Origin of the sequence: Terriglobus sp., assembly GCF_965201105.1 — a bacterium.
Taxonomy (GTDB): Bacteria; Acidobacteriota; Terriglobia; order Terriglobales; family Acidobacteriaceae; genus Terriglobus.
Genome location: NZ_OZ241741.1, coordinates 987,825 through 1,002,974, shown reverse-complemented (window position 1 = coordinate 1,002,974; position 15,150 = coordinate 987,825). Strand labels below are relative to the sequence as shown.

Genomic DNA, 15,150 nt, shown 5'->3' with positions numbered 1-15,150 from the left:
AGCACCGGTGGCGAAGTGGCTAACGCGCTGGTCTGCAAAACCAGTATTCGTCGGTTCAATCCCGACCCGGTGCTCCACACTCCTCTGAACGAAACGCCTCTGGTCCAGGCGCGCGTTACGTTTGACTGCTCAGTGAAGGTGACCACAACGTGGCGCGGAGCGCGCCTCGCCCGTAGCGAGGTTTAAAAGGCGAGCGATGTTTCGGGATGAGCGATTCAGATGACCCCTTCCATCGCCGCAGCGTCGCTCTGACCACTCGTAGATCACACAAGGATGACTGCCAGCGCCCGCGTGTCCGCAGTAAAGCGTCCTACATTCATGTCTCTCGCGCGCCAGCTTGCCTTGTTGCTCAGCACCGCCCTGCTCGTCACCGCTGGCGGACGAAGTCAGGCAAGCGCTTCGGACGCCGCAGGGCCGAGCGGAATCGTAAACGCACGCGCACAGCCATACGGCGCCAAAGCGGACGGTGCTACGGAGGATACTGCGGCGTTGAACTCTGCCATCAATGACGCGCGCCGGACGCATGCGCTGCTCTATCTGCCGCAAGGCACGTACCGCATCTTGTCCACTCTGGACGTGACGGGCCTTAGCGTGATTGGAGCGGGGCGCGAGAACACCATCATCCATCTGGACGGAGCGGTGCAGCAGAATGCGGTTGTGTCACGCGGCAACACCCTCTTGCGTGACCTTGAAATTTTTGGCGGTTGGGACGGTCACACGGGCGGTCTCACTGGGGCAGGTTTCGCCATGCTTTCGGACCCGGCGGCCAAGCCGCCTTACCTGGGGTACGACGTGCGTTTGGATAACGTCTCGATCCAGTATTCGAAGCAGGACTGCATTTTTATTGAGCAGGGTGGCTACGAAAGCCTGCATAACGTAAAGTGCAACGCCGCAGGACGCCACGGTTTAATGCTGGAGAGCGATAAAAACCCGGGCTTCGCAACGACTACGGTCAACGTCGACGGCCTGTCTACCTTTAGCGACACCGGCAGTTTCGCCGTGTACATCCACGACGGCCAGACCATAAGCTTCAGCGGACGCACGACAATGGAGAATACCAGCGGCATCAAACTCGCCGGCATAAACGGGCGCACGTTGAAGATCTCCGGCATTCACCAGGAAAATACCCGCACGGGCAAGTTTCTAGATGCTGCCGAGTCTTCTGGCATTGGCCTGACGCTCACCGACAACTTCATCGCTGGCTCGCCGATCTCGGGGGAGTCGCCCAATGAACTGGATCATTGGGTCAACATCACAACCGACGCGAATGGGTTTGGGTTCTACGCGACCGGCATTCCCACGGTAGTGAAACCGATGGCAACACCGGATGCCGAACCTGTTGAGATCTTGCCGGGTAGCTGGCGCTTTACGCCTGCGCAGCCGATCGCGATTGGTATGCTGCAGCACCCGCACAGTGCCGCGTGGTCGGCACGGCTGGTCGGACACTGGGTCACGGGCGACGGCACACCCAAGGTCGCGCACGAGTTCCTGATCACCAGCAAGAGTCCCACGGTTCAGGTTGGTCCCACCGCGTTCCGCTTCAGCCTGGACGCGAACGGACGGCTGCAGGCCAGCGTCACTCCTCCACCCGGACTTCAAGGCCCGTTCGAGTTTCTGGGCGTCGTCGAATTAGTCGTGGACCGCCAGCATAGTGACAGCCAGGATATCGCCATCGAAACCGCAGCAGGGGCAAGGCTTGGCACCGCACGCGTCAACGCTCTTGCGGGCAAGGGCAGCTCGCAGGTTTGCGCGACGGAAGATGGCACGCTTTATCGCTGCGGCAAATAATCAGAAATCCAAAGCTGCACGAATTTTACAGAGCCGTGCTGCATATACTGCATCATCGTCCGAAGCGAACGACGACCTCCGTGCCGATGGGGACCATGGTGCCCGCCGCCGGCATCTGCTCCCGTGCCAAACCGCTGCCCACGGGTTGCACCCGCAGGCCCGCAGTGCCCGCCTTTTCAATAGCGGAGCGCAGGCCGCTGCCGTCAAAGACGGGTACGGCAACCTTGCGGCTCGCATCCACGACCACAGCACCGTCGGCACGCACGATCGTCGAGGGTTGCGGCTTGGGCATCGGCTGCACCGCCGCTTCTTCCGGCATCAGCGACGAGCCGCCGTGCTCGCGAAAGGCCTGCAGTATCTTCTGCGGCAGTGCAGCGAAGATGCTCGCCGCCTTGCTGGACGGCGATGCCGAAGTGGAGACCTGGGCCGTTTGCGCCGGCTTTGCCGTGCCTGAAACGTCGCCGTGCAGCGGGTCGTCCGCCGGTAATGCGTTGGCTTCCGCAAACAGCGCGGCCAAATCGCCCGTCTCCTCAGAAGGCCCGTCTTCCGCAATCATCGTCGGTGCGTGCGCAGGTATATCGCCCGGCTTGGGCGGGTGAATCGGCTGGTCGTGCGGAACGCCCAGGTACTCCAGGATCTGCTGCGCGACCTCCGCGAAGACCGGGGCGCTGGTCGTACCGCCGTATCCGGTGCCAACGGTTGGCGTGTCGATAACGACCGCAACCGAGATCGCCGGGTTGTTCACCGGCGCGAAGCCAGCAAAGCTCGCCACCAGCTTGGTGTGCGAGTAGGTGTGCGTAACGGGATCAACCTTCTCTGCCGTGCCTGTCTTACCCGCGGAGCTGTAACCGTTCAGCCGGGCCTGCGATCCTGTGCCCTCTGTGACGACGCCCTCCATGATCATGCGCATCTTGGCGGCAGTCAGCTCACTGATGACGCGATGTGTGCCGTCGGGCAGATTCGAGGTGAGCGAGGTCGTCGGGTGGAACGCCGCGGGCTGCAGATGCGGGTCACCTTTCACGTAATCGCTGGCGTTCAGAAGCACGTGCGGCGGCAGGTACGTGCCGCCGTTCGCGATGGACGAAACCATGCTCACCAATTGAATTGGCGTTACACCGATCTCCTGCCCGATCGCGATCGACAGGATGCTGGTCGCCCCCCATTTGCGCGGCGCACGCAGCAGGCCGCGCGTCTCGCTTGGCAGCTCTACACCCGTTCGATCGCCGAAACCGAAGCCGCGTATGTAATCGTAAAACTTGCTGTTTCCCAGCTTCAACGCCATCTTTGCGGCGCCCACGTCGCTGGAGTGCTCCAGCGCGTACTTCACGGTTACGCGACCAAAGTGATCGGACTTGTCGTCGTGCAGGGTGCGGCCGTACATGGTCATGGCGCCGCCCTGGCAATCGACGATATCGGTCGGTTGCACGCCAGCGCCGTCCAGCGCCGCCGAGTAGGTCACCAGCTTAAAAGTCGACCCCGGCTCGTAAATATCGCTTACGGCCAGGTTCTTCAGGATCGCCGGATCCTGGTGTTTCAGATCGTTGGGGTTGTAGCGCGGCGCGATGGCAAGTGCAAGAATTTGACCCGTGTGCGGATCCTGCACCACCACCGTTCCATGCGCGGCCTTGAATTTCTCCATCTGGCGGTCCAGCGCCTGCTCCGCCATGTGTTGAATGTTGGCGTCCAGGGTCAGCACAAGGTTTTCGCCGGGCAACGGTTCACGTTCTTCCGAGCCAAGCGCGTGCCGCTTCGCGTCCACCGCGGTCAGCACGTGGCCGGGCGCACCGTGCAGCTCATCTTCAAACTCCTGCTCCAGGCCGCCCAGACCCGTGTCGTCCAAACCAACATAGCCCAGCGTCTGCGATGCCAGGTCAGTGTTCGGGTAAAAGCGCTTGTACTCCTTTTGCAGATACACGCCCTTCAGGTTCAGCTCGCGGATGCGCTGTACCTGTTCCGGGTTCAGCTTGCGGGCGATCCACGCAAAGTTGCGCGACGCGTTCAACCGGGCAAGGATCGTGTTGCGAGCCGTAAACGTGTCCGTCGGATCTGTATGCACAATGCCGGAGATAATGTCGGCTACATTCTCACGATTGTCGCCAAGTTCAGTTGGCACTGCGTATACCGATTCGGCCAGAACCGTTACCGCAAGTTCGCGAAGGTTACGGTCGTACAGCACACCCCGGCGCGGCGCCACCTCAAACGTGCGCTGCTGCTGCTTGGCCGCGCGCTCTACCCAGTCGTGGTGCTTCACGATCTGGATCCATATCAGCCGCCCCGAAATCACTACAGTCCACACCATGAAGAACACCGCGACTTGCGCAAAACGCTTGCGCCGGATCGGTGCGGTGAGTGGCTGGCGGGACTGCGTTTGCATGGTTGAAGAAACTCCAGAAGTAAAGGTGCCACCAGCTTATGTGGCGCGGTACAGAAGAGACACTGCGGAATCCGTGCTGCTGCAAGAAGCGCGAACCTCTGCAGGTTCGCGCTGACTTGGGCAGGGCGCTTGAACCGGCTTACCGGTTCAGCTGCGTTGGAATTTTTGCTTCCGCCAAAACACCCTCGCCGCCCATAAATGTCAGCTCCGGGCGCACGACCTGCCCAGGCTGCGGCATGTCCAAACCAAGCTGCTTAGCGATCCGGTCGATGCGGTCGGGGTCAGCCAATTGCGCCTCGGTAAGCCGGAGTTGCCGGTTCTCTTCGCGAAGGTGGTCCACCTGGATCTTCTGCGATTCGATAGAGTAACCAAGCTCGATCGATGAGAAGTGCTGCCAAACATACGTCATCGTCAGCAGAAACAGGATCGACATGGCGAGGGTAAACGAGCGCACCTCTTTCCGGCGCTCCGGATCGTCCTCTTTGACCAGCCGAGTGTTATCCAGGTGCTTGGTGAAGAAGATTTCCGGCGTGGGACCACGGCGTGCGCGGCGCTGTGCGTCGAACACCGTGCGATTGTGATCGCGGAATGACTCGGCGCGCTCGCGCTGCGCCCGGCCCAAAGTGCCCGTTGCCGTCATTGCCTGTTCCATCGTCCTTCTCCTTCGCCACACACACGCGGGAACCTTGCTTGATTCCCCTTCCAAAAATCTATGTTGCACCGATTTTGCTGCACGCGTCTTTAGTACAGGGACTATCTGCAGCACGATCAATCTTTGACAACTAACTTCCAGTGGAACCCGTCGCAGTTAGGAAAGTTATCCTAACAATCCACCGTTTTATCCACACTTATCTTCTTCCTCGCAGACTTCCACCTTCCGGAGCTATCCTGCTCACCTTCTGAGGTTCTGTCCGGATTGCCGCGCGTAACTTCGCACTGCGGGATCGAGGGTTGCGGCGTTGCTCCTCCTCGTCGGCAACGACCGGCTTGCGTGTCAGCACTTCCCAGATTCCCTGTTTCGCGCCATCGCGCAAGGCGTCTTTTACCTGGCGGTCCTCAAGGGAATGGAAGCTGATCAGCACCAGCCGGCCTCCCCTTTTCAGCAGAGATGGCGCGCTTTCCAGCAGCGACCTGATCTCGCCTAACTCATCATTCACGTGAATTCGGATTGCCTGAAAGGTTAGCGTCGCAGGGTGTAACTTGTCGCCTTTCATTGCTGGGGCAGCGACCGATACTACCTTGGCTAATTCCGCCGTAGTAAGTATCGGCCGTGCCCTGACAATGGCTCTGGCGATTCTCCGCGACCTCCTTTCCTCTCCGAATTCGTAAATCAGATCGGCGAGCTCTTCCTCGTCCATCTGATTTACCACTTGACCGGCAGTAACTCCCTCGCGCGTATCCATACGCATGTCCAGGGGAGCATCCTGCCGAAAACTAAATCCTCTGTGAGCTTCGTCCAGCTGCAGACTGCTGACACCGAAATCCGCCAGCACGCCGTCCAGGCTGCCAGGTGCAATCTCTTCCCCGGCTGTCGAAAATGCACGCTCGATCAACCGCACCTGGGGCATCGCGGATCCGAGCTCGTCGCGGAGTTCCGAAAGCCGCTCTCGCGCCAGGATCATCGCTTGCGGGTCGCGGTCGAACGCGATCAGCGTTCCGGCCGCTCCCAGCCGCCGCGCGATCGCAGTCGCATGGCCGGCCAGACCGAGCGTCGCGTCCACATAGACGCCGCCCGGCTTTATATCCAGAAGGTCCAACACCTGTTGAGGAAGAACCGGTACATGCTGCGGAACCGTCACTTTCCGCCTCCATGTGGGCCCCTGGGGGCCGACTTCCAAATCGCCTTACAGTCCGAGATCCGCCAGCGCGGCCAGGTCGGCCTCATTCAACGGTTCGGCTTCCAACTTCGCCTTGAAGTCGTCATGATTCACGACTTCCAGGTATGTCTGCGCTCCAAGCACCACCACTTCAGCGGTGACCCGGGCGCTGTCGCGCAGCAGTTGTGGCAAGGTGAGCCGGCCCTGCGCGTCCAGCTCTGCCATTTGGCCGTAATAGTTCGTCACGTCCAGAAACTTCTTTTTGGCCGGGTTCATTGAGGGAATGCCCGCCAGCTTCTCCTCGACCTTTTCCCACTCACGAAGCGGATAAATCTCTGCCCGCTTGCCGTCTTTGCTCGTTACGTAGAACTGCGGACCGTATGCCTCATCCACGCGACGCTTGAATTCCGCAGGCAGCTTAAGGCGGCCTTTCTCGTCCACGCGCGCTGGATGGTTCCCGCGAAACACCCGATTGGCTCCCTGCCGAAGTGCCGTTCCGCCACTGCAGCCGTATTCTGCTCTAGGAGGGAAGTTCTTGGGACTGTTTTGTCCCTTTCACTCCACTTCACTCCACCAACAGCCACATGGTGACTCGTTCCACGTCACGAAGCAAGGGGGAATCAGAGTGGAAATGTGGACAAAATGACGTGGTATGTGGAAATCACATGTTGTTGTGGTGCACGTGATTGATGCACAACATGTTGCGTTTGCGAATTTGGTTCTGAGCTGTTTTCGCCCGGCGTCTAGCGGCTTCCGGAAAAGGGTTGCCTTGCGCCATCGACGTTGCGGTTAGAAGCCTACACGATGCCCTGACGACGCTTTCGGCGAAGCAGCCAGACCAGGTATGCCACGATCAGCAGGTTGATCACTGGAACCGCAATGCGCCACCACTGTGGATGCCGTATCAGCTCCCAGATCTCCCACGGCACGAATGCCGTACTCAGCCACAGGGTGAAGTACTCGGCCCATACGCGCCGCCGGACCAGACCGTATCCTTCGGTTAAACAGAGCAGCGCATACCCCACGCTCAACATGCTGAACTGCCGGATGCGATGGTGCGTGACCAGGTCGGCCTTGCCCAAAATCAGCGACACAAACCGGTTCTCCGTATCCAGGTTCAGAATCGCCACAAGCCGGTCGAGCGCCTGACCCAGGTCGTGGTGGATAAAGTGCATCGCGCCGGCCGCGATTGCGAGGAAGAACACGGCCTTGCTCAGCTTGAAGATCGCAATGATCAGCAGGCCGCGATCGTGCCCAGGAATATGGCCTGTCACATCGCCCGTGTTCAAAACCTGTGCTGGCGTGTGTGCGGCCACAATTCGAGTGTTCTCTCGCCGGTTTCCCTTGTCAACGCGTACGGTCGGAACGTGACGGTGGAGGTTGCCAACGCAGGTACATTGACGGTCACCTGGCAATTGTCCGTGTAGCGGCGCCCGGCTTCCGTCCGTATGGTGGTGGCCCGTTCCCAGTGGCTTGCAAGTTTTTGGGAACTCTGCGACCACTTGATGCCTTTAAGGATGAGACATTGGCCGGAATGCATTTGACTCGCGGTATCACGGCCTTAAAGGAATGCGTGCCAGCACCGTGGTGCCCTTGTCCGGCTCGGCGGTAAGCGAAAGGTTGCCACCCGCCAGGCTGGCACGCTCCTGCATACTCACCAAACCCAGGCCGCCGCGAGACTTGGCCTCTGCCAAAAAGAACCCCGGTCCGTTGTCGGTGATGCGCAACACCACTTCTGTCCGGCTTGCATGCAGGGTCAAGCGCACATCCGATCCAGACGCATGCTTCAGCACGTTTCGAAGGCTTTCCTGTGCGATACGAAACAGGGATGTGCCTGCATCGGCTGGCAACTTCTCGACATGAGCGATGGAGTCGGTCAGAGCAAGTCCCTGGCGGCGGAAGTCGGTCACCAAGGCGTCAAGCGCAGCGGTCAGACCCAGATCCTCCAGGACTGAAGGGTGAAGGCGGTGCGACACCTCCCTGAGGCCCTGGGCCAGGGTGTTCAGCCCGGCTCGTATCGTGGCTAATTCCGCGGAGGTAGAAGGCCGCTCCGCTTCGAACCGGTCCAGTTGCATACTCACGAGGGCAGCCTGCTGTCCGAGGTCGTCGTGCAGTTCACGCGCGACGCGCCGACGTTCTTCTTCCTGAACCTTCATCAAGTAACGGGAGAGCGCCTGCAGCTCTTCCCGTGTCTGCCCTAGAGCCTCCGAGGTGAGCTGAACCTGTTCATTGAGCCGGTTCCGCTCATCCTGGGAGTCCCTTTCACGCTGTAGTTGCACCGAGATGTCAAGAAAGATCGTCACGGCCCCTACGAGCTGACCATTTTCCACGATGGGCGATGCGGCGCCTTCAATGGCCCGTGTGCCGCCTTCGCGAAGATCGAGCAGAAAACGCTCCTTCGGAACGGACCGGACTTCCTGTAAAGCCCTTCGTATCTGGCAGTGCTCCACCGCTTGACCATCCAGATGGGTAAGCGAATAGCCCTGTTCAATCGGCTTGCCGAGGGCGTCTACGGAAGACCAGCCAGTCAGTTCCGCAGCCGCCGAGTTCAGGAACCTTATGACGCCACTTGCATCCGTCGCAATGACGCCGTCACTGATGCTGCCCAGAGTAGTGCGAAGCCATCCCTTCTCCGCGAAGATGGCCTTCCCCGCTCGATGCTGGTGCAACGCAATTTCAATCGTTGCATTCAGTTCCTTGACGCGGAAAGGCTTGTTCAGGAACCCATAGGATCCCGATTCCTTCGCCCTGACGATCGTGTCCTCATTCACATTTGCGGTAAGGAACACGATGGGGATGTCGAACCTTTGCTGAATCATCGCCGCGGTGGTGAGGCCATCCATGTCGCCGCTCAGCTGTATGTCCATCAGGATGAGGTTTGGATTGTCGTTTGCAGCCTTGTTGCCAAGGCTGTCCAGCGCCTCTTCTCCAGAGGTCGCGCTGCCGATCACGTTGTAGCCGAGTCTGCCCAGATTCGTCTCCAGGTCCATTGTGACCACTAACTCGTCTTCAACGATCAGGACTCGACAGGGCTCGTTCTCAGGTGTGCTCACGTGTCTCCCTGACAGGTGCGTGGCATGGTGCCGCATCGGTGGTAAAGCATTGCTAAGCGCCGCTCTGGCAGCCTGTCAAGAACTAAGCTTGGGGAAATGCACTTTCACGTCCGTTCCGTTTCCGCTGCTGCGGAATTCTACGGAACCCTTCAGTTGCCGGGCAAGCCTGTGTACCAGCTTCAGGCCAAGTGAGTTCGCGGTCGCCACGTCAACGCCAGTGGGCATACCGATCCCGTCATCGAGCACACAAAGTTGAATCGTCTGATCATCCTGATAATCCAGCGTGATCTGAATCCGTCCAGGACGTTCGCCTGGAAATGCGTGTTTCAAAGCATTCGAAAGCAGCTCATTCAGCAGCAGGCCGTACGGGACGGCCCGCTCCAATTCCAGCGTCATGCCGTCGCCCCTGACTTCGATCTCGACGCGGTCTTTTGCCCCGTAAAACTCAACCAGATCCGGCGCGAACTGTCTCGCATAGTCCGCCAGGCGAATGGCAGCCATGGAACCGGAACGGTACAGAAGCTCATGAATGGACGCAATCGAAGCGACACGATTTCGCGCCTCGTCGAAATGTCCAAGTGTTTGCTGATCCTGAATCTGGTTTGCCTGCAGGTTTAACAAGCTGGTGATGACTTGCAGATTGTTTTTTACCCGGTGGTGAACTTCTTTCAGCAGCTCTTCTTTTTCAGCCAGTGCCCCTTCCGTGACCGCGGCGGCGCGTTCGCGCTCCGTCTCGTCCCGAATAATTTTGGCCATGCCCAGGAACTGACCAGCATCGTTCAAGATGGGTTCGGTGATCCACCTGCCCCAGAAGCGCGAACCGTCTTTTCGCACAAACCATCGAGCATCCTCGTTGCGGTGCCCCTTTTTGACTTCCTCCAGCTCGTGCGGAAGGAGTGCAGCTTCCTGATCTTCTCGCGTAAGCAGCGTTGCAAAATCCTTGCCGGTCATCGATTCCGCAGCGTAGCCGAAAAGCCGCTCGGCGCCAGGATTCCAGTGGGTAACATGTCCGGAGTCATCGGTCTGCACCAGCCCGTACTCCTGCACATTTTCCACGAACAGCCGGAACTGCCCCTCAAGCGTGCGTCGCGCGGCTTCAGCCTGCTTTAATCCCTCGATGTCGGTAGAGGTGCCAAGCCACTCGACAATGCCGCCCTTGCTGTCGTGCAGAGGAATGGAGCGTGTGTGATAACACCGGTACAAACCGGTTTCCGCATTTCGTATGCGATGTTCCACATCCATTTCTCCCTCAGCCTGCGCTCTAGCCCAGGCCTGCAGCGTTGGTTCCACATCGTCGGGATGCAGAACACCAAGCCATCCCCGGCCGTGGCTTTCTTCCTGGCTTTGTCCTGTGAACTCCTGCCATTGCAGGCTGGACCACGTCCAGAAGCCGTTGTCCTGGGAACGCCAGACCAACTGCGGAATTCCTTGTAGCAGAATTCGTTGATTCTCTTCACTTTCGCGAAGGGCGGCTTCGACCTGGGCGCGTTCCAGTGCTGCCCACACGCGTTGTGCCACCTCCTCCACAAGTGCGACATCCAGCTTGCCCCACTTTCTGGGAACGGCCTGCTGCACCGCAAGAATTGCGACCAACCGCCCTTCCTTGAGGAACGGTATGCCAATGACAGCACGCACCTGGATGGACTCGAAGGCGTCGGCTACAGGAACGCCAAAGCGTAAATCCGATCGAACGTCGTCGACAACGATGGTCTGACCGCTACGGTACTGCCGCGACAAGAGCTGACCGAAATCGCCTAGCTGAATCACCGCAGGCATGTCACCGACTCCGTCGGCAAAAGCCGGGCCGGCTTTCAGCGTGTCGAAATCCGGCATCACTTCAAGAAACGTGGCGCGATTCACCGCAAGGTGCGTCCCCAGCAGGCGCACCGCCACGTTCTGGATTTCGACAGGTTCCGCGACCGGGCGAAGTGCATCGCTCAATCGAAGCAGGAAAGCCTGCCGCTCTTCTTCTTCTCGAACCCTTGCTTCCACACGGGCCCGTTGCACTGCTTCCCATATGCGCTCACTCACCTCTCGAAGCAAGTCGGCCTCAGCTTCTGTCCAGGTGCGCGGCTGCGACAGGGTCACGCAGAGCGCGCCCAGCAAGCGGTCATTCTTGATAATCGGCGTTCCCATGCAGGCGATAATGGCCAGCGCTGCGGAAGCAGCACGATCGGCCGCGGGCACCAGTTTCGACGAACGCGTGTCAACAATCGCGTAGCTCTCTGCCCGGCGAAGGATCGCGATTGACCAGGCGAAGTCCGCAATGCGGTACTCACCCTGTATAGATGTCGCGCCGTTCCGTACAAAATCCCGTTCCACACGCGCGGTACCTGCGACCTCGTCGACCTCGAGATAGTACGAGCGATCGACCTGAAGCTGCTCGTTGAGCAGTTCGCACGCCTTACCCTGGATTTCCACCGCGCTGGTAATGTTGCGAAACGCATCACTCAGCTTCAGCAGAAAGGTTTTTCGTGCCTCGCTCACCCGAAGGGCATCCTCTGCCTTTTTGCGAATGGTGATGTCCACCGTCGAGCCGAACCACTCAACAATTTCGTCGTTGGGGCCAAAGATCGGCACGGCTCGCGACAACACCCAACCGACGCTGCCGTTGGCAAGCCAAACGCGTTGTTCTAACTCGAAGACCGACCGGTTCTGGATCGCCTGATCAATCGCGGCCATGATCATAGGGCGGTCTTCCGCGAGCAGATAGTTGTCGGCCCAGTTGTCTACCGGCTTCACGGTGTCGGCCAAAATGTGATTCCCATCAAGCTGGTACATCAACCGCCAATCGGGGCTCATGCGGTAAATGGGATGATTGCCAGCCGTGATGAGAGCTCGAAAGCGGCTTTCACTTTCGCGCAGCGCCTGTTCCGCCTTCTTCAGAGCGGAAATTTCGAAGAAGGTGATGACCACGCCCTCAATCCGCTCCTCGGCGCTGCGGTACGGCAGCAAGCGGACGAAATACCAGTGCTCCTCGTCATCGCGGATTTCACGCTCGATGGGAACCAGCGAATCCAGAACGGCCTGCGCGTCCACACTCAACTGCCCGTAGCCGAGCCGGTGTGTCAGGTCCGAAATCGGTCGTCCCCTGTCCGTGGTGCGGATGTTGAACAGCTTGGAGAGCCGGGGCGTGAACCGAAGAATCCGCAGATCGCGATCGAGGAACAGGGTCGCGATGTCAGTTGCGGACAGCAGATTCTGCAGATCGCTGGAGAGCTGCGAAAGCTCGTCCACCTTGTGCCGGTTTTCCTGGTTGACGGTCTGCAATTCCTCGTTGATGCTTTGCAGTTGTTCTTTGGAAGTTTCCAGCTCCTCCATGGTGGAGCGCAGTTCCTCATTGGTGGACTGCATCTCCTCGTTCGCCGCCTTCATTTCCTCCTGGCTGGTCTCGTATTCCTCGATGATGGCCTGCAAACGCTGACGCACGGCGTCCAGTTCCGCCTGGGACTCCGGCCCGGGCTTGCCGTCCGCCGTTGCATCAGCCTGCGCACGTTCCTGTCTGCGCGTCGCGAGCTGTTCCTCAAAGATCACCAGAACGAAGCCATCCTGATCCTTGTCCTGAGCCGGACGCACGTGCATCACAACAGGCGTATCTTCACCATCCAAGCGCAAGGTGATCGTTCGGGAACTGAGCGCGATCCTCTTCTCTTTCGCGAGTTGCAAAAGCGATTGCAATTCGACGCGCAGCTCTTCGCGAATCAGACGCAGAGCACTGGTCGTCACCTCTCCGCCGGGGTGAATCAGGTAGCGCCCGGCACGTTCCGAAAGTCGTGCGAGGTTGTTTTCCGGGCCGACCAGGATGCTTGGAGGAGCGTACTTCTCAAGCAGATTGCCATGAACCGCCTGCAGTGGAACGCTCACCGACCCGTTCTCGCCTTTTGCGCCGGTTCCGTCTGGCGACAACCGCAAACGCGTCAGCGGAAAGACAGGTAAACGGGGCTCCGGGACCGCCACATTCCGCTTCTGGTACAGGCACAGCTTCTTGTCTTCGGTGCGGAACAACTCCGCGGCATCCGTCGTTTCCGCAGAGCCAAGCAGCAGGTAGCCGTTTGGGCAAAGTGCATAGTGGAACAGCCCGATCACGTCGCGCTGCACGCCACGATCCAGATAGATCAGCAGATTGCGGCACGTGATCAAGTCCATACGCGAGAACGGCGGATCGCCCAACAGGTTGTGTGGTGCGAACACGACCGTATCCCGCAACTCCTTGGAGATTCGATAGCCGCCATTTTCTTTGCGGAAAAAGCGGTCGAGCCGTTCGGCGCTGACATCGCCCTCGATCTCTTCCGGATACAGTCCTTCTCTCGCTCCGTCGAGCGAATTCTTGTGCAGATCCGATGCAAAGATTTGAATCCTGGGTGGGTCGCTCATCCGCGATGCTTCTTCCAGCAGAAGCATCGCGATCGAATAGGCCTCTTCTCCGGTGGCACAACCGACCGACCAGGCCCGCAGCGTGTCGGCGGCCCCTTTGCCCTCAAACAGGTGGGGAATGATGTCCCGCTCCAGCCGCTTAAAGACCTCAGGATCGCGAAAGAAGCTGGTCACCGTAATCAAGAGATCGTCAGCCAAGGCGCGTGCTTCCTCGGGCTGTTCACGAAGTAGCTCTACGTAGCGAGCGAAGTCATCCACATAGTTCAACTGCATGCGCCGGGAGATGCGCCGCAGGATCGTCGCGGGTTTGTAACGGCTGAAGTCCCGGTCCGTGCGCGTCCGCAGAATTGCCAGAATTTTTGGCAGAAGTGTCTGTTCTGTGGGTGGCGGTGGGTCAACACTCTCCTGCGCGGGAATCCGCGACCCCACAGCGACCAGCCGAAGCAGTGCTTCCGCAAGTTCCGCAATCGGCAGCACGCGATCCACGATGCCGGTCGCAATAGCGCTTTGCGGCATGCCGTCGAACTCGGCCTCGTTTGGGTCCTGCACCAGGATCACGCCGCCTTTGGCTTTGATCTCTTTCAAGCCAAGGGTTCCGTCGGAACCGGTTCCCGTCAGCACGATTCCGATGGAATGGCCATCGTGCGTTGCTGCCAGGGTGCGAAAGAAGTGATCGATGGGAGAGCGCTCCCGCCGCTTCGCTTCCAGCCTGGAGAGACGTAGGTGTGTGTCAATCGCGCTCAAGTTCGCATTGGGCGGAATCACATACACGTGATTCACCTCGATCGGCACGGTTTCGGTCACCTGCTGCACGGGGAACCGCACACTGGGCTGTAGCAGGTCGGCAAGCATGCTCTTGTGTTCGGGTGACAGATGAACGACAACGACGAACGCGATCCCGCTATCAGGAGGGATCGACGCAAAAAACTCCTTCAGCGCGGCCAAACCACCTGCGGATGCGCCGATTCCTACAACCGTCAGCCCTGAATCTGCGACCGATGGGTTCGAAGTTGCGGAACTTTTCTCTTGCATCGTGAAACCTCTGGCACGCGTCCGCCTTTGCAACGGTAGAACCTGCAGCGAAAAAGAACAAAGTTTCGAGTGAATGACGTCGATTGCGGGGTACGTGTTTGGCTATGGCTGTTGTCGCGCCCCTGGCGGCAAGTATTGGCACGCTTGCACCACGTAGTCTTCAGAAGAACAAACCCTGAGACCGACAGTACGAGCGTTGTCAATCCTCATGTACTCTCAGCCAGATGGAATCTTCCATGCCGTCAGTGCGTGTGCCGCTCCCGGAAGCACCCGCACCGTCTTTTATCAAGTTCATGCCGCCTATGCTGGCGAGCATGACCGGCAGTGCTTCTTTGTGCGACAGCCTTCTAAAAAGGAGGTTTATCTTAGGCGCTTTTTCTCTGCTCGATAGCAGTTCAATGCTGTTGCGCAGCGCACAACAACGCAGAGGGATGACTGGATCAACTTGCTAGGAGTTTTCCTAGTTGATTGTGAAAATCCTGCTCTCCATCGTGGTCATGGGAGTGTGGCGATGAGCGGTGTTCTGAGACGAGCGATGAAAGCGGACCAGCAAGGCTGGCCTCCAAAGGACTCCACTGGCAGGCGAGATCTTCCGAACGGATTTCACTTTCCCTACTTCCTGGGCCGCTCGCTTCCCTATCGGTGCTGCGATCAGCATCTCTACTCGGAAGAAGATGGTGGTGTGCTGCACATGGGCGAGCTCATCTGGCTG

At 59.1% G+C, this 15,150-nt stretch carries 8 protein-coding genes and 1 tRNA gene; 2 read left to right on the top strand and 7 right to left on the bottom strand.

Going from position 1 to position 15,150, the window contains the following annotated elements; genetic code table 11:
- The first annotated feature begins 1 nt into the window (after position 1).
- Positions 2–77, top strand: a tRNA-Cys gene (locus ACOFKT_RS04475).
- Positions 78–318: 241 nt separating this feature from the next.
- On the top strand, positions 319–1,788 hold the full coding sequence (locus tag ACOFKT_RS04470) for a glycosyl hydrolase family 28-related protein (protein ID WP_419806224.1): 1,470 nt from the start codon (positions 319–321) through the stop codon (positions 1,786–1,788).
- Between the two features lie 52 nt (positions 1,789–1,840).
- Here ACOFKT_RS04470 and ACOFKT_RS04465 read toward each other — a convergent pair whose 3' ends face one another.
- From ACOFKT_RS04465 to ACOFKT_RS04435, 7 genes are all read right to left on the bottom strand, one after another.
- On the bottom strand, positions 1,841–4,162 hold the full coding sequence (locus tag ACOFKT_RS04465) for a penicillin-binding transpeptidase domain-containing protein (protein ID WP_419806223.1): 2,322 nt from the start codon (positions 4,160–4,162) through the stop codon (positions 1,841–1,843).
- 139 nt (positions 4,163–4,301) lie between these two features.
- Positions 4,302–4,814 carry a cell division protein FtsL gene (locus tag ACOFKT_RS04460; protein WP_419806222.1) on the bottom strand — a complete coding sequence of 171 codons (513 nt, stop codon included), beginning with the start codon at positions 4,812–4,814 and terminating at the stop codon, positions 4,302–4,304.
- A gap of 196 nt (positions 4,815–5,010) precedes the next feature.
- Positions 5,011–5,961, bottom strand: a complete 951-nt coding sequence (rsmH, locus tag ACOFKT_RS04455) for a 16S rRNA (cytosine(1402)-N(4))-methyltransferase RsmH (RefSeq protein ID WP_419806221.1) — start codon at positions 5,959–5,961, stop codon at positions 5,011–5,013.
- Positions 5,962–6,006: 45 nt separating this feature from the next.
- Positions 6,007–6,447, bottom strand: a complete 441-nt coding sequence (locus ACOFKT_RS04450; RefSeq protein WP_419806220.1) for a division/cell wall cluster transcriptional repressor MraZ — start codon at positions 6,445–6,447, stop codon at positions 6,007–6,009.
- Between the two features lie 329 nt (positions 6,448–6,776).
- On the bottom strand, positions 6,777–7,295 hold the full coding sequence (locus tag ACOFKT_RS04445) for a DUF2127 domain-containing protein (protein WP_419806219.1): 519 nt from the start codon (positions 7,293–7,295) through the stop codon (positions 6,777–6,779).
- 237 nt (positions 7,296–7,532) lie between these two features.
- Positions 7,533–9,032, bottom strand: coding sequence for a response regulator (locus ACOFKT_RS04440; protein ID WP_419806218.1), 1,500 nt, complete (start codon positions 9,030–9,032; stop codon positions 7,533–7,535).
- A gap of 75 nt (positions 9,033–9,107) precedes the next feature.
- Positions 9,108–14,438 carry a chemotaxis protein CheB gene (locus ACOFKT_RS04435; RefSeq protein WP_419806217.1) on the bottom strand — a complete coding sequence of 1,777 codons (5,331 nt, stop codon included), beginning with the start codon at positions 14,436–14,438 and terminating at the stop codon, positions 9,108–9,110.
- Between the last annotated feature and the right edge of the window lie 712 nt (positions 14,439–15,150).

Excerpts from the sequence above, each read along its gene's own strand:
- ACOFKT_RS04470 (WP_419806224.1), top strand. The coding sequence starts at position 319 with ATGTCTCTCGCGCGCCAGCTTGCCTTGTTGCTCAGCACCGCCCTGCTC.
- ACOFKT_RS04465 (WP_419806223.1), bottom strand. The coding sequence starts at position 4,162 with ATGCAAACGCAGTCCCGCCAGCCACTCACCGCACCGATCCGGCGCAAG.
- ACOFKT_RS04435 (WP_419806217.1), bottom strand. The coding sequence starts at position 14,438 with ATGCAAGAGAAAAGTTCCGCAACTTCGAACCCATCGGTCGCAGATTCA.
- ACOFKT_RS04460 (WP_419806222.1), bottom strand. The coding sequence starts at position 4,814 with ATGGAACAGGCAATGACGGCAACGGGCACTTTGGGCCGGGCGCAGCGC.